At 52.2% G+C, this 23,473-nt stretch carries 25 protein-coding genes and 1 other RNA gene; 16 read left to right on the top strand and 10 right to left on the bottom strand.

Features of this window, described 5'->3' with window-relative positions:
• Positions 1 to 194: 194 nt before the first annotated feature.
• The 10 genes from ACMGGS_RS02730 to ACMGGS_RS02775 all read left to right on the top strand — a co-directional run bounded on the left by ACMGGS_RS02730 (position 195) and on the right by ACMGGS_RS02775 (position 7,401).
• On the top strand, positions 195 to 1,496 hold the full coding sequence (locus ACMGGS_RS02730; protein ID WP_414164955.1) for an MFS transporter: 1,302 nt from the start codon (positions 195 to 197) through the stop codon (positions 1,494 to 1,496).
• A gap of 126 nt (positions 1,497 to 1,622) precedes the next feature.
• Positions 1,623 to 2,399 carry a transcriptional regulator ExuR gene (exuR, locus tag ACMGGS_RS02735; RefSeq protein ID WP_414164956.1) on the top strand — a complete coding sequence of 259 codons (777 nt, stop codon included), beginning with the start codon at positions 1,623 to 1,625 and terminating at the stop codon, positions 2,397 to 2,399.
• Between the two features lie 336 nt (positions 2,400 to 2,735).
• Positions 2,736 to 3,404: a DedA family general envelope maintenance protein YqjA gene (yqjA, locus tag ACMGGS_RS02740; RefSeq protein ID WP_414164957.1), complete on the top strand. Its 669-nt coding sequence runs from the start codon at positions 2,736 to 2,738 to the stop codon at positions 3,402 to 3,404.
• Entirely contained in the window at positions 3,404 to 3,787 is a 384-nt protein-coding gene (gene mzrA / locus ACMGGS_RS02745; RefSeq protein WP_414164958.1) for an EnvZ/OmpR regulon moderator MzrA, read from the top strand. Before yqjA ends, mzrA begins: the two co-directional genes overlap by 1 nt.
• A 150-nt stretch (positions 3,788 to 3,937) precedes the next feature.
• A complete protein-coding gene (locus tag ACMGGS_RS02750; protein WP_276158876.1) occupies positions 3,938 to 4,306 on the top strand; it encodes a DUF1090 domain-containing protein in 369 nt (122 codons plus the stop codon).
• A gap of 40 nt (positions 4,307 to 4,346) precedes the next feature.
• Positions 4,347 to 4,652: a DUF883 family protein gene (locus ACMGGS_RS02755; protein WP_414164959.1), complete on the top strand. Its 306-nt coding sequence runs from the start codon at positions 4,347 to 4,349 to the stop codon at positions 4,650 to 4,652.
• Between the two features lie 2 nt (positions 4,653 to 4,654).
• Positions 4,655 to 5,053 carry a phage holin family protein gene (locus tag ACMGGS_RS02760; RefSeq protein WP_414164960.1) on the top strand — a complete coding sequence of 133 codons (399 nt, stop codon included), beginning with the start codon at positions 4,655 to 4,657 and terminating at the stop codon, positions 5,051 to 5,053.
• Positions 5,050 to 5,346, top strand: a complete 297-nt coding sequence (locus ACMGGS_RS02765; protein WP_414164961.1) for a YqjK-like family protein — start codon at positions 5,050 to 5,052, stop codon at positions 5,344 to 5,346. Before ACMGGS_RS02760 ends, ACMGGS_RS02765 begins: the two co-directional genes overlap by 4 nt.
• Positions 5,347 to 5,567: 221 nt before the next feature.
• Positions 5,568 to 5,960 carry a DoxX family protein gene (locus ACMGGS_RS02770; protein WP_176919883.1) on the top strand — a complete coding sequence of 131 codons (393 nt, stop codon included), beginning with the start codon at positions 5,568 to 5,570 and terminating at the stop codon, positions 5,958 to 5,960.
• A gap of 454 nt (positions 5,961 to 6,414) precedes the next feature.
• Positions 6,415 to 7,401 (top strand): glutathione S-transferase family protein, encoded by a 987-nt coding sequence (locus ACMGGS_RS02775; RefSeq protein WP_414164962.1) that lies wholly within the window; start codon positions 6,415 to 6,417, stop codon positions 7,399 to 7,401.
• A gap of 43 nt (positions 7,402 to 7,444) precedes the next feature.
• Here ACMGGS_RS02775 and yiaK read toward each other — a convergent pair whose 3' ends face one another.
• Complete coding sequence (gene yiaK, locus ACMGGS_RS02780) at positions 7,445 to 8,461, bottom strand: 3-dehydro-L-gulonate 2-dehydrogenase (RefSeq protein WP_414164963.1); 1,017 nt, start codon at positions 8,459 to 8,461, stop codon at positions 7,445 to 7,447.
• 322 nt (positions 8,462 to 8,783) lie between these two features.
• On the opposite strand from yiaK, the gene ACMGGS_RS02785 reads away from it, so the two are divergent.
• From ACMGGS_RS02785 to ACMGGS_RS02795, 3 genes are all read left to right on the top strand, one after another.
• Complete coding sequence (locus ACMGGS_RS02785) at positions 8,784 to 9,143, top strand: DUF805 domain-containing protein (protein WP_414164964.1); 360 nt, start codon at positions 8,784 to 8,786, stop codon at positions 9,141 to 9,143.
• Between the two features lie 112 nt (positions 9,144 to 9,255).
• On the top strand, positions 9,256 to 9,624 hold the full coding sequence (locus tag ACMGGS_RS02790) for a DUF805 domain-containing protein (protein ID WP_414164965.1): 369 nt from the start codon (positions 9,256 to 9,258) through the stop codon (positions 9,622 to 9,624).
• 205 nt (positions 9,625 to 9,829) lie between these two features.
• Entirely contained in the window at positions 9,830 to 10,189 is a 360-nt protein-coding gene (locus tag ACMGGS_RS02795) for a DUF805 domain-containing protein (RefSeq protein ID WP_414164966.1), read from the top strand.
• Between the two features lie 68 nt (positions 10,190 to 10,257).
• Here ACMGGS_RS02795 and ACMGGS_RS02800 read toward each other — a convergent pair whose 3' ends face one another.
• Entirely contained in the window at positions 10,258 to 11,154 is an 897-nt protein-coding gene (locus tag ACMGGS_RS02800) for a LysR substrate-binding domain-containing protein (RefSeq protein WP_176919877.1), read from the bottom strand.
• 211 nt (positions 11,155 to 11,365) lie between these two features.
• On the opposite strand from ACMGGS_RS02800, the gene ACMGGS_RS02805 reads away from it, so the two are divergent.
• The 3 genes from ACMGGS_RS02805 to ACMGGS_RS02815 all read left to right on the top strand — a co-directional run bounded on the left by ACMGGS_RS02805 (position 11,366) and on the right by ACMGGS_RS02815 (position 13,512).
• Positions 11,366 to 12,526 (top strand): RNA-guided endonuclease TnpB family protein, encoded by a 1,161-nt coding sequence (locus ACMGGS_RS02805; RefSeq protein ID WP_414164967.1) that lies wholly within the window; start codon positions 11,366 to 11,368, stop codon positions 12,524 to 12,526.
• 61 nt (positions 12,527 to 12,587) lie between these two features.
• Positions 12,588 to 13,289 (top strand): pirin family protein, encoded by a 702-nt coding sequence (locus ACMGGS_RS02810; RefSeq protein ID WP_414164968.1) that lies wholly within the window; start codon positions 12,588 to 12,590, stop codon positions 13,287 to 13,289.
• A gap of 25 nt (positions 13,290 to 13,314) precedes the next feature.
• Positions 13,315 to 13,512 (top strand): hypothetical protein, encoded by a 198-nt coding sequence (locus ACMGGS_RS02815; protein ID WP_414164969.1) that lies wholly within the window; start codon positions 13,315 to 13,317, stop codon positions 13,510 to 13,512.
• A gap of 47 nt (positions 13,513 to 13,559) precedes the next feature.
• On the opposite strand, the gene tdcG is transcribed toward ACMGGS_RS02815, so the two are convergent.
• From tdcG to rnpB, 8 genes are all read right to left on the bottom strand, one after another.
• Complete coding sequence (gene tdcG / locus ACMGGS_RS02820) at positions 13,560 to 14,924, bottom strand: L-serine ammonia-lyase (protein ID WP_414164970.1); 1,365 nt, start codon at positions 14,922 to 14,924, stop codon at positions 13,560 to 13,562.
• Positions 14,925 to 15,012: 88 nt separating this feature from the next.
• Positions 15,013 to 15,408, bottom strand: a complete 396-nt coding sequence (locus tag ACMGGS_RS02825; RefSeq protein ID WP_414164971.1) for an enamine/imine deaminase — start codon at positions 15,406 to 15,408, stop codon at positions 15,013 to 15,015.
• Position 15,409: 1 nt separating this feature from the next.
• Positions 15,410 to 17,704, bottom strand: coding sequence for a formate C-acetyltransferase (gene pflB / locus ACMGGS_RS02830; RefSeq protein ID WP_414164972.1), 2,295 nt, complete (start codon positions 17,702 to 17,704; stop codon positions 15,410 to 15,412).
• A gap of 25 nt (positions 17,705 to 17,729) precedes the next feature.
• Positions 17,730 to 18,938, bottom strand: a complete 1,209-nt coding sequence (tdcD, locus tag ACMGGS_RS02835; RefSeq protein ID WP_414164973.1) for a propionate kinase — start codon at positions 18,936 to 18,938, stop codon at positions 17,730 to 17,732.
• Between the two features lie 30 nt (positions 18,939 to 18,968).
• Positions 18,969 to 20,300 (bottom strand): threonine/serine transporter TdcC, encoded by a 1,332-nt coding sequence (tdcC, locus tag ACMGGS_RS02840; protein WP_414164974.1) that lies wholly within the window; start codon positions 20,298 to 20,300, stop codon positions 18,969 to 18,971.
• A 22-nt stretch (positions 20,301 to 20,322) separates the two neighbouring features.
• A complete protein-coding gene (tdcB, locus tag ACMGGS_RS02845) occupies positions 20,323 to 21,312 on the bottom strand; it encodes a bifunctional threonine ammonia-lyase/L-serine ammonia-lyase TdcB (RefSeq protein WP_414164975.1) in 990 nt (329 codons plus the stop codon).
• 96 nt (positions 21,313 to 21,408) lie between these two features.
• The gene (gene tdcA, locus ACMGGS_RS02850; RefSeq protein WP_414164976.1) at positions 21,409 to 22,344 is read right to left on the bottom strand and encodes a transcriptional regulator TdcA; all 936 of its coding nucleotides are present in this window, start codon (positions 22,342 to 22,344) and stop codon (positions 21,409 to 21,411) included.
• 734 nt (positions 22,345 to 23,078) lie between these two features.
• Positions 23,079 to 23,456: RNase P RNA component class A (gene rnpB, locus ACMGGS_RS02855), an RNA gene on the bottom strand.
• Positions 23,457 to 23,473 lie beyond the last annotated feature (17 nt).

The raw sequence follows: 23,473 nt of genomic DNA on the forward strand, positions 1-23,473 counted from the left end.
GAATGCATTCTTGATGACGTGTTCATCAGATTTACCGGTATGGACGCCGATGACTTATGAAGTCTTTACATAGCAAGGAGCAGGTCGTGCCGGTGTATGTCTCCGCTACGGCTCTCCATTACTAGCACATCCCATGACAACGACTGAGATGTGACCGCGTCAAATGCGGACATACCATAACGAAGAGGTTTTAAATGCGTAAAATTAAAGGTTTACGTTGGTATATGATCGCTCTGGTGACTATGGGCACCGTTCTGGGCTACCTGACACGTAATACCGTGGCGGCTGCCGCACCGACATTAATGGAAGAACTGCATATTTCCACGCAGCAATACTCTTACATTATCGCGGCCTATTCAGCAGCGTATACCGTGATGCAGCCGGTAGCAGGTTATGTGCTGGATATTCTGGGCACTAAAATTGGCTACGCCTTCTTTGCTATTGCCTGGGCAGTTTTCTGTGGCGCAACCGCGCTGGCAGGCAGCTGGGGCGGTCTGGCACTGGCGCGTGGCGCGGTCGGTGCGGCAGAAGCGGCAATGATCCCCGCCGGTCTGAAAGCCAGCTCCGAATGGTTCCCGGCGAAAGAGCGTTCTATTGCCGTAGGCTACTTTAACGTCGGCTCCTCTATTGGCGCGATGATTGCTCCGCCGCTGGTGGTCTGGGCTATTGTGATGCACAGCTGGCAGATGGCGTTCATTATTTCTGGCGTACTGAGCTTTGTCTGGGCAATGGCGTGGCTGATTTTCTACAAACATCCGCGCGATCAGAAAAAATTAACTGAAGAAGAACGCGAATACATCATTGGCGGCCAGGAAGCCCAGCATCAGACCAATAACGGTAAAAAAATGTCCGTCTGGCAGATCCTCGGCACCCGTCAGTTCTGGGGTATCGCCCTGCCGCGTTTTCTGGCGGAACCAGCATGGGGAACATTTAACGCATGGATCCCGCTGTTCATGTTTAAAGTCTACGGCTTTAACCTGAAAGAGATCGCCATGTTTGCCTGGATGCCAATGCTGTTTGCTGACCTCGGCTGTATCGTCGGGGGCTACCTGCCGCCGCTGTTCCAGCGCTGGTTTGGCGTGAACCTGATTGTGTCGCGTAAAATGGTCGTCACTATGGGCGCACTGCTGATGATTGGCCCAGGCATGATCGGTCTGTTCACCAGCCCGTACGTGGCGATTGGTCTGCTGTGTATCGGTGGTTTTGCTCACCAGTCACTGTCCGGCGCGCTGATTACCCTGTCTTCCGATGTCTTTGGTCGTAACGAAGTGGCGACGGCAAACGGTCTGACCGGGATGGCAGCATGGATGGCAAGTACGATGTTTGCGCTGGTGGTCGGTGCGCTGGCGGATACTATCGGCTTCAGCCCGCTGTTCGCTGTGCTGGCAGTGTTCGATCTTCTCGGTGCGCTGGTTATCTGGACGGTACTGAAAAATAAACCGGCTGCTGAGATTATACAGTCCCCGCCGAGGAACGATCCGGCAACCCAAAACTGATTATTTTCACTCCTGATGTAAACCACAGAAGCCGCCTGTTAAGGGCGGCTTTTTTGTCGCGTAGTGGTGCCAGAAGCGTAAAAGTGGTATAACAAATAAAGGTGCCTTATTCCGTCCGGAGCACAAATGGAAATTACCGAAACACGTCGTCTATACCAACAGCTTGCCGCCGACCTTAAGCAGCGTATTGAGCAAGGTGTCTATTTAGTGGGCGATAAACTGCCTGCTGAGCGTTTCATTGCTGATGAAAAAAACGTCAGCCGCACGGTAGTGCGTGAAGCCATCATTATGCTGGAAGTAGAAGGCTACGTTGAGGTGCGCAAAGGCTCCGGTATCCACGTCATCTCTAATCAGGCAAAGCACTACCACGTCCCCGACGAAACTCAGGAATTTGCCAACTACGGTCCTTTTGAACTGTTACAGGCGCGTCAGTTGATTGAAAGTAACATTGCCGAATTCGCCGCCACGCAGGTGACGAAACAGGACATCATGAAGCTGATGGAAATTCAGGAAATGGCGCGTAAAGAGAAATGCTTCCGCGACTCTGAGTGGGATCTTCAGTTCCACGTTCAGGTGGCGCTCGCTACGCAGAACTCGGCGCTGGCCGCCATCGTCGAAAAAATGTGGACCCAGCGTGTGCATAACCCGTACTGGAAAAAGCTGCACGACCATATCGATCTGCGCACCGTCGATAACTGGTGTGACGATCACGATCAGATCCTCAAAGCGCTGATCCGCAAAGATCCGCACGCGGCAAAACTGGCAATGTGGCAGCATCTTGAAAACACCAAGCAGATGCTGTTTAACGAAACCAGCGACGACTTTGAATTTAACGCTGACCGTTATCTTTTCGCCGAAAATCCGGTGGTTCATCTTGATACCGCGCTGGTCAGCACAAAATAATTTCCCACGCCCCCGGCAGGTCATTCGCGGCCTGCCGAGCCGCTTTCTGGTAAGCAAAGCACTTATTGTGTCAGAGAGTGTAAAACTCCTCGCCTGAATCGGTTCCAGCAAGCAAAATCAAACCTCAATGCACTGTAATTACTGTGACGAATTTCCGCACCTTTGTTACAATTAGATGCATTTTGCACTTTTGTGAGTGAGTTATTGCTCACCTCGCTCAATGACAAGGAATCGTCCGAACGGGTTTGTCGCGGCCACGCTTACGATAAATAAAAGGTCGCCCTGTAGTTAAACCGCGTTCCATCGCGACGTTAACCGATGTACCAGGAATATTGAATGGAACTTTTTACTCAGTTGATGCATGCCCTCTGGAGCCAGGATTATGAAACGCTGGCGAATCCATCCATGATTGGGATGCTGTATTTTGTTTTGTTTGTGATCCTGTTTCTTGAGAATGGATTACTGCCTGCGGCTTTTCTGCCGGGCGATAGCTTACTGGTGCTGGTCGGTGTCCTGATAGCCAAAGGGGCAATGGGCTATCCGCAAACCATTATTTTGTTGACCATGGCGGCAAGCCTCGGGTGCTGGCTCAGCTATATTCAGGGGCGCTGGCTGGGTAATACCCGGCTGGTGCAAAAATGGTTATCACACCTGCCTGCGCACTATCATCAGCGGGCGCACCATCTTTTTCATAAGCACGGGCTTTCCGCGCTGCTGATGGGCCGCTTTATCGCGTTTGTGCGGACGCTGCTGCCAACTATCGCCGGAATTTCCGGCCTGAGCAGCGCCCGTTTCCAGTTTTTCAACTGGGTTAGCGGCCTGCTGTGGGTACTTATTTTGACAACGCTGGGCTATCTGCTGGGTAAGACCCCGGTCTTTCTCAAGTACGAAGATAAGCTCATGTCCTGCCTGATGCTGCTGCCGGTAGTGCTGCTGGTATTTGGCCTGATCGGCTCGCTGGTGGTTCTCTGGAAGAAGAAACACCGGGAGATTGAGGACAAGTGATGGCAATTAAACATACGCTACTACGCCGATTGACCTGGAGTCTTGGCGCGCTGACTCTGTTCACCTGCTTGTTTTATGCAGGCGTTACGCTTCAGCGCCATGAATCAACACTGGCTATTCGTCCGTCAAGTCAGGGCGTTAGCGTCCCTGACGGTTTCTCTGTCTGGCATCAGCTTGATGCCAACGGCATTCGTTTCAAAAGTATCACCCCGCATGCAGATACCCTGCTTATCAAGTTTGATTCCAGTGCCCAGAGCGCCGCAGCGAAAGAAGTGCTCGATCGTTCGCTCCCTCACGGATACATCATCGCTCAGCAGGATGAAGACGATCAGGCGACGATGTGGCTTACCCGTCTGCGGGATACCTCACGTCGATTCGGCTAATTTCTTCCACCTTTCTGAATCTTTTAACTTATTTTGGTGATTTCTCGTTTACTTACTATTCTTAAGTATGCGCAAGGCAATCACATCATTTTTGGCCTGGACGCGCAGGCACAGTCCCAATGCGCCGCAACATTATGGAAGCTTTCATTTATGAAATACCGCATCGTTACCGCTTTTGCTCTTTTATCCATCAGTGCAGGTGCCTGGGCACAGACCCCCTGTCAGGAAAAGGAACAGGATATACAGCGTGAAATTAGCTACGCTCAAAAGCATAACAATCAGAGCCGTATCACTGGCCTGAAGAAAGCGCTGAGCGAAGTTAAAGCGAACTGTAGTGACAGTCAGTTACGCGCCGACCATCAGAAGAAAATTGCCGATCAGAAAGAAGAAGTGGCTGAACGACAAGAGGATCTGAAGGAAGCCAGACAGAAAGGCGATGCGGAAAAAGTAACGAAACGCGAAAATAAACTCAAGGAAGCGCAGGATGAACTGAAAGCGCTGGAATCGCGGGATTATTGAGTTTACGGAAATTTAACTTACTCACCTGGAGAGAAAAATTATGTCTAAAGACACCAATACCGATCATCTGCGCGCCGAGTTGAAATCCCTTACGGATACGCTGGAAGAAGTGCTTAGCTCTTCAGGCGATAAATCCAAAGAAGAAATGAGCAAGCTGCGCAGCAAAGCAGAACGCGCGCTGAAAGACAGCCGTAAGAGCCTGGGCGAAACCGGCGACGCGCTGGCAAAACAGACCCGCGTTGCGGCCGAGCGTACCGATGAGTACGTGCGTGAAAATCCGTGGGCCAGTGTAGGCATCGGTGCTGCCATTGGGGTGGTGCTGGGTGTTCTACTGGCGCGTCGATAATTATGGCTGATTATCGTCAAGCACAGGGGCCCGGAAAAAGCGTGCTGGGGATCGGGCAGCGGATCGTCTCAATCATTATCGAGATGGTGGAAACGCGGCTGAGGCTGGCAGTGGTAGAGCTGGAAGAAGAGAAAGCAAATCTCTTTCAGTTACTGCTGATGCTGGGACTGACAATGCTTTTCGCCGCCTTTGGCCTGATGAGTCTGATGGTATTAATTATTTGGGCTGTCGATCCGCAATATCGGTTGAATGTGATGATAGGCACCACCGCCGTTCTGCTCCTGCTGGCCATAGGCGGAGGTATATGGACGCTGGTTAAGGCGCGTCGCACCACGTTCTTACGTCATACCCGTCAGGAACTGGCTAATGACCGTTCTTTGCTGGAGGAGGATAAGTCTTGAGTAGTAAGCTGGAACGCCAACAGCGTAAGGCCTGGCTGCTCAGTCAGATCCAACAGCAACGGCTGGATTTATCCTCCAGCCGCCGCGACTGGCTGGAAGTGACCGGAGGCTATGATCGTGGCTGGAATACGCTGCTTAATCTTCGCGCCTGGGCGCTGGTAGGCAGTAGCGTGATGGCCATCTGGAGCGTGCGAAATCCCAGTTTCTTAGTGCGCTGGGGGAAACGTGGCTTCGGTATCTGGAGCGCATGGCGTCTCGTACAAACGACGATCCGTAATCAGCGCCTGCGATAGTCCATTACTCTTACATATCAAGCTCGCCTGCGGCAACGCACGCGGGCTTTTTTATTAAGATGCCATTACTCATATTTTTTGAAGAAGATTGACAGTTTTCCTTGCTAACAATCGTTATCACTCCCGCTTATGATTCTCTCCATCGACAGCATATCGGCGGCAAACGCCAGTATTGCTGGCTAATAACACTATTGAGAAAATAAGGTTTCCGGGAGAGCAAAATGAAAAAATTAGAAGATGTTGGCGTGTTAGTAGCAAGAATTCTGATGCCAATTCTGTTTATCACCGCAGGATGGGGCAAAATTACCGGTTACGCCGGGACTCAGCAATATATGGAAGCGATGGGCGTACCAGGGTTCCTGCTGCCGCTGACTATCCTGCTGGAGTTTGGCGGTGGTCTGGCTATCCTGTTCGGTTTCCTGACCCGTACCACGGCCCTGTTTACCGCAGGCTTTACGCTGCTGACGGCGTTTATTTTCCACAGTAACTTTGCGGAAGGCGTGAACTCACTGATGTTCATGAAGAACCTGACCATCGCAGGCGGCTTCCTGCTGCTGGCGATCACCGGTCCGGGCGCGTTTAGTATCGACCGCCTGCTGAATAAAAAGTGGTAAGCGCTCTATACTGAAATGAATATCGTAAGGGCTGGGGATACGTTAAGCCTGTAGCGCAATAATGCCGGGTGGCGCTTCGCTTACCCGGCCTACGCTTTTTACGCGCTGAACGTTAGGTTGATGCCAGATCGTAGACCCGTGCAAGCGCAGCGCCGCCGGGCATTATTACGCACCGGACGCCAGATCGTAGGCCCGCGCAAGCGCAGCGCCGCCGGGCATTATTACGCACCGGATGCCAGATCGTAGGCCCGTGCAAGCACAGCGCCGCCGGGCATTGTTACGCACCGGACGCCATATCGTAGGCCCGTGCAAGCGTCAGCGCCGCCGGGCATTATTACACACAGGACGCCAGATCGTAGGCCCGTGCAAGCGTCAGCGCCGCCGGGCATTATTACGCACCGGACGCCAGGTTGATGGCAAGCCTGCGCAAACCGGCTTTATAACGGAGGAAAAGATGGGACAACTTGTAGACGGTGTCTGGCAGGATACCTGGTACGATACCAAATCCACAGGCGGTAAATTTAAACGTTCCGCGTCTGCTTACCGCAACTGGCTGACCGCTGACGGTGCGCCGGGTCCTTCCGGAGAGGGCGGTTTCGCGGCAGAAAAAGATCGTTACCACCTGTATGTTTCCCTCGCCTGCCCGTGGGCGCATCGCACGCTGATCGTGCGCAAACTAAAAGGGCTGGAACCTTTCCTTCCGGTGTCCGTGGTACATCCGCTGATGCTGGAAAATGGCTGGACCTTTGGCGATGATTTTCCGGATGCCACCGGCGACCAGCTCTATCATCATGATTTTCTCTACCAGCTTTATCTGCACGCCGATCCACACTACACCGGCCGCGTTACTATCCCGATCCTGTGGGACAAAAAGAATCAGACCATCGTCAGCAATGAATCGTCAGAAATTATTCGCATGTTCAATACAGCGTTTGACGCGCTGGGGGCCAAAGCAGGCGATTACTATCCTGCCGCGTTACGCGAGAAAATCGACGAACTGAACAGCTGGATCTACGACGATCTGAATAACGGGGTGTATAAAGCAGGTTTTGCCACCAGCCAGCAGGCTTATGACGAGGCGGTGGAAAAGGTGTTTGCGGCACTGGCCCGTCTGGAGCAGATCCTGGGGCAGCATCGTTATCTGACCGGGGATCGGCTAACCGAAGCCGATATTCGTTTGTGGACCACGCTGATCCGCTTTGATCCCGTCTACGCCACCCATTTTAAATGCGATAAGCACCGGATTAGCGATTTCCTCAATCTTCACGGCTTTCTGCGCGATCTGTACCAGACGCCGGGCATTGCGGAAACCGTCAACTTTGCCCACATTCGTAACCACTATTATCGCAGCCATAAAACGGTCAACCCGACGGGAATTATCTCCATCGGGCCATGGCAGGATCTGGATGAACCGCACGGCCGCGATAGTCGATTTGCTTAACCCGGCCAGCCGCGCGGCGAATGACACTCGCCGCGCGTGCCGCTCAGCGTTGCGCCAGCGCCTGCACTTCCGCCCATACGCTGTCATCTGCCGGAATGCCTTCTGCACGATGGCGGGCACGGCGGCTTACTTCCCTTTCTCCCGGATAAAACACCTCGCCGTTATCTTCCGCAGGCTCTGAAGATTTAACGTATTCCGCGATGCTGGCGGCCATGTTCTCGCTGAATTCTTTGCCACCGAAATGTTCGGGATTAAACACCATAAAGACCTGACTGGCCCCGGTGCAGCTCCCCTGCTGAATTTTATCAATCTCATTGGTGGGTGCGCCCGCTGTCAGGAAGGCCGCCATCGCATCAAGTACGATTGCCATGCCGGAGCCTTTCCAGTAGCCGGTCGGCAGGATACGCATTGACTCTTCAATCGGGCCTGGCTCATCGGTCAGGTTGCCCTCTTTGTCGAAGCCTCCCGGAAACGGCAATTTTTCGCCCTTCAGACGCGTGACCTGCAGCTTACCGTAGGCATATTGCGACATTGCCATATCCAGGATGAGCGCCCCCTCTTTCATCGGCACCGCCATAACGTAAGGGTTATTTCCCAGACGGGTGTTCTTCGCTCCCCAGGCAGGCATACAGGATTCGGTATTGGTCCAGCATAAGGCGGCAAATCCCTTATTCGCCGCTCGCCAGCCGTAGGTGCCGCCGCGCATCCAGTGGGTTGTATTACGCAAGCCGACCAGCCCCATCCCATGTTCGGTCGCCAGCGCCATTGCGCGGTCAACGGCGAACAAGGCGTTAGTAATGCCAGGCCCGCGCTGACCGTCATAGATTTCAAAGCTGCCCAACGATTTCACCAGCGCTGGCTCGGCATGAATATCAATCCAGCCTTTTTGCACGTAATCAACAAATCGGGCGACCCGATTTAGTCCGTGCGAGAAAATCCCGTCACAGCTGGTTTCAGTATGAATTTGCGCACAGGTATCGGCCTGCACCTCATTGAGGCCAGCGTTCAGGAAAGCCTGCTTGACGGTCTGTTTCATTTCATCGAAGGGAACTAATGGCATGAGGGATCCTTTTATCACCAGGGGATTTATCGCCATATCGGCGCAAAGTACTCATTACGGCAACGGGTTCTGCTTGATGAAATGAGGCTACTGCCAGACTCTCTACCATACAAGTATGTGAAAACAAAAATACGCCCTGCTTCACAAAATTAGTGCTGAAGAAAGCAGCAGCTTGCGGGAATTTTATTCATCCGGGTTGAGATGGCCGCAATAAACGCATCCACAGATCACTGACATAAACGCTAACCCCGCAATGCGAATCCCTTTATTATTCAGGCTCATCAAGTTACTCTGCCTGACAGTTTGCGAAAAGGACGTCATCATGAAATGGTTCTGGTATTGCCTGAAAAACTACTGCACGTGGGATTGCCGGGGGCATCGCCGGGAGTACGCCTGTTTTAATGTCACGCTGATTGCTATCCCGATCCTTATAGAATGGTTTCTGCCTCTTCATCTATTATTCAAATTTTTGCCGATATGGATCATTCTGGGCCTCCTGCTGCTCATTCCCGTTGTCTGTTCACATATTCGCCGACTGCACGATCTCAACTGGTCCGGATGGTGGGTTATTCTGATTTTGTTGCTGGGTCAGCTTCCTCTCGGCGGCATTCTGTTCACCCTCACGCTGTCGCTGCTTCCCGGTAGTAAAGGGGAAAACCGCTTCGGTCGGCTCCCATATTAGTGCCACCGCCTCAACATATCACTCAGCTAAATAATTTCACCATTTCCATAAAAGCGATTAATATTATATTAATGCTTATAAAACAAATGATTGATAGCTGATTGAGGTTGAAATGGATTGGTATCTTAAAGCTCTGAAGAACTACATTGGTTTTGGCGGCCGGGCGCGACGTAAAGAGTACTGGATGTTCGTGCTGGTCAATATCATTCTGACCTTTGTGCTCGGCGTGCTGGATAAGCTGCTCGGCTGGCAGCGTGCCGGTGGGGAAGGCATCCTGACGACCATTTACGGCGTGCTGATATTTTTACCCTGGTGGGCGTTACAGTTTCGTCGCCTGCATGACACCGACCGTTCGGCATGGTGGCTGTTGTTACTGCTTATCCCGGTCGTCGGCTGGCTGGTCATGCTGATTTTCAACTGCCAGGACGGTACCAAAGGCGATAATCGTTTCGGACCCGATCCTAAGCTTAATTCATGGTAATGGCTCGGCTCCTCCATCAGGAGGAGCCTTTTAAACAGCGCGGGTATTTTATACACATTTAATAATATAAACCAATAGGTTGAACTCGCAATATTTATTATAATTATCAAAACCTTTATATCGTCCTAAAAATATTTTTAAGCGATGTTAATCGCATAAAAAAAGAATACACTCCGTACAATTTTCATTGTACAGGGTAGTTGATATGAACTGGTATATTGGAGTTTTAAAGAACTATGTGGGTTTTTCCGGACGTGCACGACGTCAGGAATTTTGGATGTTCGCATTGATTAGCGGCATTATAAGTACAATTCTCAACGTCATTCAAATTGTGATGGGAATGGAAATCATGTGGCTTAGCTATGTTTATAGCCTGGCAATCCTTCTTCCCAATATTGCCGTAACAGTACGTCGACTGCACGACACCGACCGCTCTGGTTTTTGGGCGTTTCTTATGCTTCTCCCTGTTATTGGCTGGATAATACTCTTTGTATTCACATGCCAGAATGGCACCGCTGGTACCAACCGCTTCGGTAACGATCCAAAATACAGCGTAAATAAATAACAGTAAAAAGGCATCGTTAATCGATGCCTTTTTATTTCGCTTTAAATTATATTTTTATTACCGCAACGCTAGCGTCCCATAAATAATTTCGGAATTTCACGCAGGCACCAGGCTTTAGCCTCGCCCATGCTGTCGCGCCGCCAGGCCATAATAATATCAATCTCGCTGGTATATTCCGGGCTGACCACGCGCAAACGTCCTTCCGCAATATCCTGCTCCACCAGCGCGTAGGGCATGGTGGCGACGCCCAGCCCGGCTAATAACGCCTGGCGTTTATCTTCAATCGAGCTGACCGTCAGGCGCGGCTGCTTATCGAGAAGCTGAACGGTCAAAACTGGACGTTCGCGGGCGGTATCGGCAACGGCAACGCCACGATACTTCACGCGGGTGACTTCGGAGAGCGGCTCGGGTTCGCGGTGGATAGGATGATCCGGCGCGGCAACGTACACGTTCAGCACTTTATAGAGTTTGCGGGAGTTGATTTCAGACGAGGAGCGGAAATGCATATCTGGCGCGATAACAATATCCGCCCGCCCCTGCTCAAGGCGTTCCCACGCTCCGGCCAGCACTTCGGTAATAATAGAAAGCTGAGTACTGGATTTCGTCGCCAGCTTCTCCACCAGCGGGAAAATGTCCTGAGTGGGCACCAGGGCTTCAGTAACCAGCGTCAGATGCGTTTCCCAGCCACGGGCCAGCGCTTCGGCATCGGTGGTCAGCTTGTCAGCGGCTTCCAGCAGCACGCGGCCACGTTCAAGGAGCATTCGCCCGACGTTGGTAAATTTGGTACGGTGGCCGGAACGGTCGAACAGGATCACATCCAGTTCCTCTTCCAGCTTTTGCATGGTGTAGCTCAGGGCAGAAGGCACGCGTCCCAGCTCATCGGCGGCGGCGGCGAAGCTGCCGCGACGGTCGATGGCATCCATAACGCGCAGGGCTTCCAGCGTGAGTGCTCTATCTTTAGCCATTTCGCTCTCGTTCAGGAAATTTGAACATACCGGGCAGAATATCTGGCTTACATTGAAGCGTCCATCGCTTTAACATGAGTTTAGCAAATACTCCTTAACCCCTCGCCCAATCGGGCGGAGATATAAGGGGAGCCACCTATTTTTTGTCCACTATCAAAAAGTAAAGCGTGGTATGGTGTATAAATAACCAGATAGTAATGCGGAGCCTGATATGAAAAGCGCTACCAAAGTGCGCCTTTACCCAACCGACGAGCAAGCCGCATTCTTAAATGCGCAGTTCGGGGCGGTTCGGTTCGCGTACAATAAAGCCCTCCATATCAGCCGTTATATGTACCAGCGCCACGGCGTTTCGCTCAGGCCAGCACGCGATATAAAGCCGTTGCTGGCAGTGGCGAAGAAATCACGCCGCTATAGCTGGCTCAAAGAATATGACTCCCTGGCGCTACAGCAGGCAGTGATCAATCTGGACAGGGCATTTGCTAACTTTTTCCAGAAGCGGGCTAAACTCCCCACTTTCAAAAGTAAACGCGGCAGGCAATCCAGTTACCATCCCAACGGGAAGGTTTTAACTGACGCTATCCGGTTGCCAAAAATCCCGCCTGTCCGGGCGAAAATTCACCGTGAAATTGTCGGCAGGGTTTCCAGCATCACGATCACCCGCAACGCAGCGGGAAAATACTACGCCTCAATACTCGCTGACGACGGGCAGGAAGCGGCAGCAAAGCCGACATACATAACCGCAGTAACGGGCTATGATTTGGGGTTGTCGCACTATCTGATCGCCAGTAATGGCGGAAAGGTGGCTAACCCCCGCCACCTGGTCAACGCTTACCGCCGCTTGCGCCGTGACAGCAAGGCGCTATCCCGTAAGAAGTTGGGTAGCGCAAACCGTCACAAAGCTCGCTTACGCCTTGCCGCGCAACACGAACGGGTAGCCAATGCGCGGGCAGACTTCCAGCACAAACTTTCCAGACGAATTATCGACGAAAATCAAGCGGTGATTGTGGAAACGCTGAAATCAGCAAACATGATGAAAAACCGTCGCCTTGCCCGTCATATCGGGGATGCGGCATGGTCTGGATTTGTGGCTAAACTCGCCTACAAAGCAGAATCGGCAGGGGTTCACCTGGTCAAACTGGATCAGTGGTTCGCCAGCTCGAAAACGTGCCATTGTTGCGGTCACAGGATGCCGGAAATGTCGCTAAAGGTGCGCGAATGGAAATGCCCCGGCTGTAATGCCGCTCATGACCGCGATATAAACGCGGCGTTCAACATACGGCACAAGGGCATAACAGAATTAATGGCGGCAGGACTTGTCGTCAAAGCCTACCGAGGCTTGCGTAAGTCTGGCGCGATGCTAGTTGCAGCCTGAGAAGTGGGAAGCCTCGTCGTTTACGGCGGGGAGCAGTCACTGTAAAGAGAGGTCAAGAATTATGATTACTACCCGAACCGCTAAACAATGTGGGCAGGCAGATTTCGGATGGCTACAGGCCCGCTACACCTTTTCCTTTGGACACTACTTCGACCCGAAACTGCTGGGTTACGCTTCCCTGCGCGTACTAAACCAGGAAGTGCTGGCCCCCGGCGCATCTTTCCAGCCGCGCACCTACCCAAAAGTGGATATCCTTAATCTTATTCTGGAAGGCACGGCGGAATACCGCGACAGCGAAGGCAGCCATGTTCAGGCAAAAGCCGGTGAAGCACTACTGATCGCCACTCAGCCCGGCGTCAGTTACAGCGAGCATAACCTGAGTAAAGATAAGTCGCTGACGCGTATGCAGCTCTGGCTGGATGCCTGTCCGGAACGGGAGAATCCGCCGCTGCAAAAAATTGCCCTTACCGATACCGCACAACAACTGCTGGCTTCTCCGGAAGGGAGCAACGAGAGTCTGCAACTGCGCCAGCAGGTGTGGGTACATCATATTGAACTGGAGAAAGGCGAACAGCTCAGTTTTCAGATCCACGGACCGCGCGCCTATCTGCAATCCATTCATGGTACGTTCCATGCACAGACCCAGCAGCAGGAAAATCAGACGCTGACCTGCGGCGATGGCGCTTTTATTCGTGATGAGGCTAACATAACGCTGGTTGCCGATACGCCACTGCGCGCATTACTGATAGATTTACCGGTATAGATCCACTCAGCAAGTGAGTAAACCCATGAGCAAAAAAACAACTAAAAAACGTCCCGCGATTAACCCTGTTCCCGTCACGCAACCGGCGATGGTTGCCGTGCCTCCAGCCTTTGGCTATGAAGAGATGCTGAGCGAACTGGAGGCGATCGTCGTGGACGCCGAAGGCAGGCTGGCGGAAGAAGACGTTATCCCGGACAGCACGGCGCTAAGCCGAACGGTATAATTACCCGTCCGGGTTGCGCCATCCTGCGCGGGTGCAGGCGCAACGCATTACGCACACACCACTTTGATCGCCAGCCCGCCGCGCGATGTCTCCCGGTATTTGGCGTTCATATCTTTACCGGTTTCGTACATCGTCTCGATCACCTTATCGAGTGAGACGCGCGGTTCACTGGTGCGCCTCAGCGCCATACGCGCCGCGTTCACGGCTTTTACCGCATTGATCGCGTTACGTTCGATACAGGGGATCTGCACCTGCCCCGCCACCGGATCGCAGGTCAGCCCGAGGTTATGCTCCATGGCGATTTCCGCCGCGACGCAGACCTGTGCCGGACTACCGCCGAGAAGCTCCGCCAGCCCCGCCGCCGCCATCGAGCACGCTACGCCGATTTCCCCCTGACAGCCCACTTCCGCCCCTGAAATAGACGCGTTCATTTTATACAGCGCCCCTACCGCTCCGGCGGCAAGCAGGTAGCGGGAAATCGAACCGGGGTTGACAGGGCGTCTGAACTTATCATAGTAGGCCAGCACCGCCGGGATGATCCCGCAGGCCCCGTTGGTCGGCGCGGTCACGACCCGCCCACCCGCCGCATTCTCTTCGCTGACGGCGAGGGCAAACATATTGATCCAGTCGATCACGTTCATCGGATCGCTGGACAGGCTGTCGGAGGAGACCAGCATCCGCCGCAATGCGACCGCGCGACGCGGCACTTTTAGCGGGCCAGGAAGTACGCCTTCCGTATTCATCCCGCGCTGAATACCGGCAGACATAATCTCCCACAGGCTGACACACTGCGCGTCAATCTCGTCTTTACTGCGCAGGGCTAATTCGTTTTGCAGCATCAGGCCAGAGATGGACAGACCGTGCGTTTCGCACAGCGTCAGCAATTCGCTTGCGGAACGAAAGGCAAACGGCACCGGCACGTCAACCTGACGATCCTGACCGAAGTCCGCCTCTTCGATAATAAAACCGCCGCCGATGGAGTAATACGTCTTACTCAACAAACGTTCTTCACCGCGCCACGCGCTGATACGCATCCCATTTTCATGGCGGGGCAAGGTTTCTGAATGAAAAACAACGTCGTCGGCAGGGGAAAACGCAACACATGTCAGGCCATCTGCAATCGGCAAAGTGCCGCTCTGCATCACCTGCTGAATAAAACCGGGGATGGCGTCGATATTAACGTTCTGTGGACGATTACCCGCCAGTCCCATGATCACTGCCGTGTCCGTGGCATGGCCTTTTCCGGTCAGAGAAAGCGAACCATACAGATCGACCACCAGCCGCGTCGTTTGCGTCACCAGCCCGAGCGCTTCCAGCGCTTCGATAAAACATTTGCCGGCATTCATCGGGCCGACCGTATGAGAACTGGAAGGCCCAATACCAGTTTTAAAAATATCGAACGCGCTAATCATGTTCATCACCTCAACGAGATAACCGGGGAAGCAAAATCGGTGTTAAAACGTGGGCTGGCGGAACGCGCAGCCCACGACAAACTTCGCGTTACAGCGTGTCACCACGCAGGGCGATAGCTTCAATTTCCAGCTTCACGTCTTTCGGCAAGCGGGCCACCTCCACGCAACTGCGCGTCGGATAGGTCGCCTGATGCTCATCAAAAAACTGCTGGTAAACCTGATTGATAGTGGCGAAGTCGTTCATATCGCTGATAAAAACGGTGGTTTTAATAATATCCCCCACCGTTAAATCGGCGGCGGTGATTATCGCCTTCACATTTTCCAGGCTCAGACGCGCCTGATCGGCCACCGCTTCCGGGATCGCCCCACTCTCAGGATCAACCGGGATCTGCCCCGAGGTGATCACCAGCTTGCCCAGGTCGATCCCTTGTACGTAGGGGCCGATCGCGCCGGGTGCACGTTTTGTTGCAATGCTCTTTTTCATCTTAAATCGCCTGAGTAAAAGTACGAGAGATCACATCCTGCTGCTGTTCGCGGGTCAGAGCGTTAAACCGCACCGCATAACCGGACACGCGGATGGTCAGGTTGGGATAGGCTTCCGGATGTTCAATCGCCGCCAGTAGCATGTCGCGGTTCATCACGTTAACGTTGAGATGCTGTCCGCCTTCTACATTTGCCTCATGATGGAAGTAACCGTCGAGCAGCCCCACCAGGTTGGTTTTCCGTACCCTGTCGTCTTTGCCCAGCGCCGCCGGAACAATGGAGAAGGTGTAGGAGATGCCATCTTTGGCGTAGGTGAACGGCAGCTTAGCGACCGAGGTCAGCGAGGCGACAGCCCCTTTCCGGTCACGACCGTGCATCGGATTCGCCCCTGGCGCAAACGGCGTGCCAGCGCGGCGTCCATCCGGCGTGTTACCGGTTTTTTGCCCGTAGACCACGTTAGAGGTGATAGTCAGGATTGACTGCGTAGGAACCGCATTACGATATGTAGGCAACACTTTAATTTTCTTCATAAAGCGCTCGACCAGATCGCAGGCAATGCTGTCCACGCGTTCATCGTTATTGCCGTACTGCGGGTACTCACCTTCAATCACAAAATCCACCGCCAGACCGGTATGGTCGCGCACCGGTTTTACCGTGGCATATTTGATGGCTGACAATGAATCCGTCGCCACCGACAACCCGGCAATACCGCAGGCCATCGTGCGGTAGACGTCGCGATCGTGCAGCGCCATCAGCGAGGCTTCATAGCTGTATTTATCGTGCATAAAGTGGATGATGTTCAGCGCGCTGATGTACTGCACCGCCAGCCAGTCCATAAAATGATCCAGGCTCTGCATCACCGTGTCGTAATCCAGTACCTCATCCAGCAACGGCGCGGTTTCTGGCCCGACCTGGATTTTCAGTTTCTCATCGACACCGCCGTTGATCGCGTACAGCAGCGTTTTGGCGAGGTTGGCGCGCGCGCCGAAGAACTGCATCTGCTTGCCGATCACCATCGGACTGACGCAACAGGCGATGGCGTAGTCATCGCTGGCGAAATCCGTGCGCATCAGGTCGTCGTTTTCGTATTGCAGCGATGAGGTGACAATGGATACCTGCGCCGCGTATTTCTTGAAGGCAATCGGTAACGCTTCTGACCACAGGATCGTCAAGTTGGGTTCCGGCGCAGGTCCCATGGTGTGCAGGGTATGCAGATAGCGGAAAGCGTTTTTGGTCACCAGCGTGCGGCCATCCAGCCCCATCCCGCCAATCACTTCCGTGGCCCAAATCGGATCGCCGGAAAACAGCGAGTCAAATTCCGGTGTACGCAGAAAACGTACCATGCGGATCTTCATAATGAAGTGGTCGATCAGCTCCTGCGCCTGTTGCTCCGTCAGCTTTCCGGCACGCAGATCGCGTTCAATATAGATATCCAGGAATGTCGCAGTACGCCCCAGCGACATTGCACCGCCGTTCTGGGATTTCACCGCCGCCAGATAGGCAAAATAGAGCCACTGTACCGCTTCCTGCGCGTTACAGGCTGGGCGGGAAATATCGCAGCCGTACTTCGCGGCCATCTCCTGAATTTGCAGCAGCGCACGGCGATGCTCCGCCAGCTCTTCGCGCTGGCGCAGGGTCGCTTCGAGATCGTCTCCCCACTCCAGCTTTGACTGTAAATCGGCGAATTGCAGCTCGCGCTCGCGCACCAGATAGCGGATGCCATACAGCGCCACGCGGCGGTAGTCACCGATAATACGCCCGCGCCCGTAGCCGTCCGGCAGACCGGTAAGCACACCCGATTTACGGCAGCGCAGCATATCCGGCGAATAGGCATCAAATACGCCCTGGTTGTGGGTTTTACGCAGCGCAGTGTACTGGTACTCAAAATCAGCGTCCATTTCTCGCCCGTAGGCCTCAAACGAACTTTTGATCATGTTGATGCCGCCGAAAGGATGCAGCGCACGCTTAAGTGGTTTGTCCGTTTGCAGGCCGACAACCTTTTCCAGCGTCTGGTCAATATACCCCGCGTCATGGGCAGTGATGGTCGTCGCCACATTGGTATCAAAATCGACCGGCGCATGGGTCGCGTTCTCAATGCGAATACCCGCCATGACTTTTTCCCACAATGCCGCCGTGGCTGGCGTGGCGTCTGCGAGGAATGATTCATCACCCTCATAAGGCGTATAGTTTTGCTGAATAAAATCGCGAACGTTAATTTCACTTTTCCATTCAGCGCCGTGAAAATCTCGCCATGCATCGGCAAAATGCATATCGTTAATATCGATATTTACCTTCATGAATACTACTCTCTCTACAAATAAATCAGGCATATTCCACAGCGGCATTAATTTCCGCTAAACTTAGCGCATCCAGCGCAATCATTTTCTCTTCATTGGTCGGAATAACAGCGCAGCGAACACATGAGTCTTTCAGCGAAATAATTCGTTCACCGGAGGCGTTAGGCAGATTATTTTTAACCAGATCTAACTCAACGTTAAATACGCTCAGATGCTCAATGATCAGACGACGAATAAGCGATGAGTTTTCCCCAATACCGCCGGTAAAAATAATAGCGTCCAGGCGATGAAGCGCCGCCGCGTGACCGGCAATATGACGGGCAATACGGTGGACGAAGGTTTTAATCGCCAGCTGCGCTCGCGTATTTCCTTCATGCCAGGCGTTTTCCAGCACTCGTAAATCAGAGGAAATGCCGGAAACCCCCAACAGGCCGGATTCACTGTTTACCACCCGTTCCAGGTCGCTGAGGGTTTGACCGGTTTGCCCGGCAATCCACACCATTGCGCCAAAATCGACGTCGCCGCAGCGGGTGCCCATCATCACCCCTTCCAGCGGCGTCATCCCCATTGAGGTATCGGCACTCTGTCCGTTACGCACCGCGCAGACAGAGGCGCCATTACCTAAGTGAGCAATCACTAACCCAGAGTTCTGCGGGCTAAGATCCAGCAACGCGTGCGCCTGCTGAGAGACGTACCGATGTGAGGTGCCGTGAAAACCGTAGCGCCGCACGCCCAGCTCTTCGTAATACCTCCACGGCAGGCCGTAGAGATATGCTTCGGGCGGCAGCGTCTGATGAAAGCTGGTATCAAACACCGCTACCTGCGGGACGCCGGGAAACAGCGTCCGCGCTGACGCCATTCCGCTCAGATTGGCGTAATTATGTAGCGGGGCCAGAGAAGAAACCTGGCGAATTTGTTCAATCACCGCGTCGGTAATGATCACCGAGCGTTTAAAGACATCGCCGCCGTGAGCTACCCGGTGGCCAATTAAGGCCACGCTGGAGATTAAATTACGCGTTTCCAGTTCACTGGAAATGGCTTTTAAGGCTCCTTCATAAGAATAATGCGCGAGTTTTTTTGGCTCACCGCCATTAACCGATAAAAAAGCCTGTTCGGAATTAACACCATCGGCAATCCCTGCTAATAATACGTCACAGGTTGCTGCGTCAAGAACCGAAAACTTAACCGATGATGATCCACAATTAATCACCAGTACAACTGGAAATTCATTCATTTCAGACTCCGTTAATCCTGAATACGCGGATTAAAAAAGTTTATAAACAATATTCAGAATGGTCAGAAGGCCAATCGCGGTAACAAAAATATTATCCAGCTTGCCACGGTATTTTGTCAGCGATGGCGCTTTACGAATCGCGTACATCGGCAGCAGGCAGAGCAAGGAGGCAATAATCGGCGCGCCCATCGCTTCAATCAGGTCGAGAATATTCGGGTTCGCATAGGCCACCACCCAGGTGGAACCCATGATGAAGACCATGCTAATCAGGTTGAGCTTGCCGGTGGAAACTTTGGTTTTATCCCCTTTGTAACCAAACTTCAGCACCAGGCCATTTAACCCTTCCAGGGTGCCGAGATAGTGGCCGAAAAAGGATTTGAAAATCGCGACCAGGGCAATGATTGACGCGCCGTACTCCAGCACGGTGGCAAACGTTGATTTAGTACCGGACAGCGAGGCAAAGTGGTTCGCCAGATAAGAGAGCACCGGAATATTCTGCGCTTTCGCTTCAGCCATGTTTTGCGGCGAGAGGGTGAACAGGCAGCTAAAGGCGAAGAACATCACCACGGCAACCATCAGCATACTGGCGCGGGAGATGATTCTGGAACATTTGCGCTCGGTGAAGTCTCTGCCGAATTCCTGTTCGTACTCTTCGCGTTTTGAGACCACGAACGACGAGACAATCGGCGAGAAGTTAAAAGAGAAGACCATGATAGAAATCCCCAGCCACACGGTGACCAGAATGCCATCGTGCCCGACGAGCGAAATGTCGCTGAGATTAACCTGATCGACCACCGCTGAGTTCCAGTAGGGAATCAGCGACAGTGAAATCAGCACCAGGCTGGCAATGAACGGGAAGACCAGGAAGCTCATCACCTTGACCATCAGATCCTTACCGAAGTAAATCACGAACGCCATCAGCAGCAGCAGGAACAGTGCGACAACACCGCGGTTTAACGGCATCATTTGCAACTGGTTTTCCCAGAAGGTCATAAAGGTGTTGGTAATCGTCACGCCGTAGATCCACAGCAGCGGACAGATGGCGAAGAAATAGAGGAAGGTAATGACCACGCCGCCGGTTTTACCGAAGTGTTCCTCCACCGTCTCGGTAATGTTACCTGACGGATTACTGCCGGACAGACACAGCCGGGCTAACGCACGGTGGCAGAAGAAGGCGATAGGGTACGCCAGCACCAGCATTAACAGGATCGGAATCAAACCGCCGTAGCCTGCGCGAATCGGGAAGAAGAGAACCCCGGCACCGATAGCCGTGCCGAATAATCCGAGGGTCCAGGTGGTGTCAGATTTACGCCATGACGAGGGTGTTGTCTGACCAGTAACGAGACTATCAGTGGTACTCATGTTATATCCTCAGCAAAAGTAATTAAGCATCAGCTAAGCCGGTAATTTGCGAAACGCGTGACAGATCGATATTGCCGCCAGAAATAATACTGACCGTTTTTCTGTTGCGAATATAACTGTCAAGTTTGCCACTCAATAATGCGGCACAGGCCAGGGCACCTGCGCCTTCGGTAATAACTTTATTGCGTTGAATTAAGGCCACCATACTGTTACGAATTTCATCTTCGCTAACCAATACAATTTCATCGACCAGCTCGCGAACGATTTCATAAGTAATCGCGCCGGGACGGGAAACATCGCAACCGTCCGCCAGAGTTCCGCTGGTACGGTGGGTGGTAATTTCTCCGGCATAATAAGAGGCGGCCATGCCATGAACGTTTTCAGACTGCACGCCAATAATTTTAATCGTCGGGTTTATTGATTTAATAGCAATAGCAATACCGGCAATAAGACCACCGCCGCCAATCGGCACAATGACATTGTCGACATCATACAGGTCTTCCATAATTTCCAGACCAATCGTCCCCTGCCCGGCAATGACTTTGGGATCGTCATACGGTGGAATAAATATCCGCCCTTCCAGTTCGACAATTTCGCTGACTTTAGCAATGGTGTCGTTGAAGTTATCGCCGTGCAGGACGACTTCCGCCGAGTAGTCGCAGGTGGCGGCAACTTTCGATTTCGGTGCGCCTTTCGGCATCACCACTTTGCCGTCAATGCCAAGCATCGCGCAGGAGAGCGAAACGCCCTGGGCATGGTTGCCCGCCGAACAGGCCACGACGCCTTTACGCCGTTCCGCATCGCTTAACGAGCTGAGTTTGTTAAACGCGCCGCGAATTTTAAAGGAACCGGTACGCTGCATATTTTCAAATTTTAAAAAGATCTCGCCTTTGCAACGCTCACTAAAATAGTTAGAGCGCGGCATTCCCGTTTTATAAATTTTGCCGGCCAGTCTTTTTTTCGCTTCAAGAACGTCTTCAATAGAGACAGGAAGTTCGTAGGTAATGTGCATAATAACCTCTTAAGATAAATTCAGATATAATGTAGCCGTCGATCTGATGAGTCAGATCTAAAATTCAGTAATGCGTTAAATTAAAGACGATTGGTTTTATAATGCATCGGGTTGTCGTCGCCGGGAATAATTAAAAGAGGAGTGCTCTTTTGCTAACTCAACGAGAAATGAGGCCGATTTTTTTAATCTATAGTTTTTCGACCACACCGCCGCATAACGCGCCACAGGAAGGACGTCTTCAATGGTGAGTGTAATAAATTGGTTTGAACCGAAGGGGGCAATCATGTCGCAGGGAATGACGGTCAGGAAACCCGCATTCAGTACAAGGTTATAAATGGTAACAACAGAATCGGTTTTAATGATGTTTTCGTTATCAATGCCGTTATTTTGTAAGGTGGTGAGAAGTTCGCTGTAATATCCCATATCGGTATGCGGCAAGATCCAGCGTTCGTTTTTCAATGACCCCAGCGTGGTGGGGCCGGTGCACGTTCGTGCGGTGCTGGCCACCAGCCGGAACTCTGATTCGAAAAGCGGCTCGACGTGCAGGTCCTGAAGTTTCATTTCATCGCTCAGCGTGCCGATGGCAAAATCCAGCCGTCCATCACGCAGCGCCGGTAGAAATGAGGAGAGTTGCGCTTCGTACATGCAGACCTGCGCTTTAGGGAACGTCTGCTGGAATGTCTGGATCATGCTGGACATGATGGTAAAGCCAATCAGCGACGGGAAGCCAAACGAGACATCGGCCACGCCGCTACTGCTCATGCTGTTCATCTCGCTGACCATGTTTTTCATTTCCCTGGTGATGGACTCCGAGTAGTTCAGCACCACCTGTCCGGCGCTGGTTAACGTCACGCCGGTGTTTTTACGTACGATTAATTCGATGCCAAAGTAGGTTTCTATTTCGCTAATAATTTTACTGACCGCAGGTTGAGTTAATCCTAACTGTTTCGCCGCCGAACCAATTGAGCCGCTGCGAATAACCTCCTGAAATACGACGAGGTGTTGTGTTTTCGGTAAGGTAAAGTTTTCCATAATGCTTAACTCATCTCGTTACATCTTGCGGCTAAGTTTACGTAATTATGGCGACGGCGGTATGTGCTGTTACTCACAAAATAGTATTGGATTACAATTTCTAATGCGGGATTTAATTTTAAAATCATTCAAAATCAATGAGTTAACTGAATAAAATCTAACTTTTATCTGATTTTTATCAATAAAAAAAGCTAAGATGAAAATATTTTATGGCGATAACTATTTTATGGTAGAGTACAAATAAATGAGCTGAGCGGATTATATTTAAACCAATTAATCGCGTTTTTCACAGACGCATATAAAATAAAATTTAAATAATCAAAAATATTAATTAAATTCGATTATTCGATGATAAAACTGTAATAGATCACATTTTTAGGCGCTGGATTTTTCACTTCCGTAATAATAATTATCATCTTATTTAATTAAAATTAAACACTTTATTTACATTATGGATAGCGCTTTACCCTTCTTGCCGGGTGGCGGCTTCGCCTTACCCAGCCTACAAATCATCACTGGTAACACGTTGTTCACGCTCCGTAGGCCTGTGCAAGCGAAACGCCGCCAGCACAAAGCAAAACGCCCGCAAGATCTCTCCTGCGGGCATTTTACTGAATGGTTGAAGCTGACCGATAAGCCGTGTTCTTTTCATAGAGAGTGGAGTGGACAGTCATTCATCATGCCGCGGCACATAGTAAAACGCCCGCAAGATCTCTCCTGCGGGCGTCTTTAATGGTTGAAGCTGACCGATAAGCCGGGTTCTGTCGTGGACAGTCATTCATCTAGGCCAGCAATCGCTCACTGGCTCAAGCAGCCTACCCGGGTTCAGTACGGGCCGTACCTTGTGAACCCCTATTTGGCCTTGCTCCGGGTGGAGTTTACCGTGCCGCGAACTGTTACCAGCCGCGCGGTGCGCTCTTACCGCACCCTTTCACCCTTACCTGATCCCACTTGCGTGGGCCATCGGCGGTTTGCTCTCTGTTGCACTGGTCGTGGGTTTCCCCCCCAGGCGTTACCTGGCACCCTGCCCTATGGAGCCCGGACTTTCCTCCCCTCCGCCCGTCTCCCCCGAAGGAGGACGACGACGAAGCGGCGACTGTCTGGTCAGCTTCGGCGCGCAGTATAGAGG

Origin of the sequence: Superficieibacter sp. BNK-5 (genome assembly GCF_047456055.1) — a bacterium.
GTDB lineage: Bacteria > Pseudomonadota > Gammaproteobacteria > Enterobacterales > Enterobacteriaceae > Superficieibacter.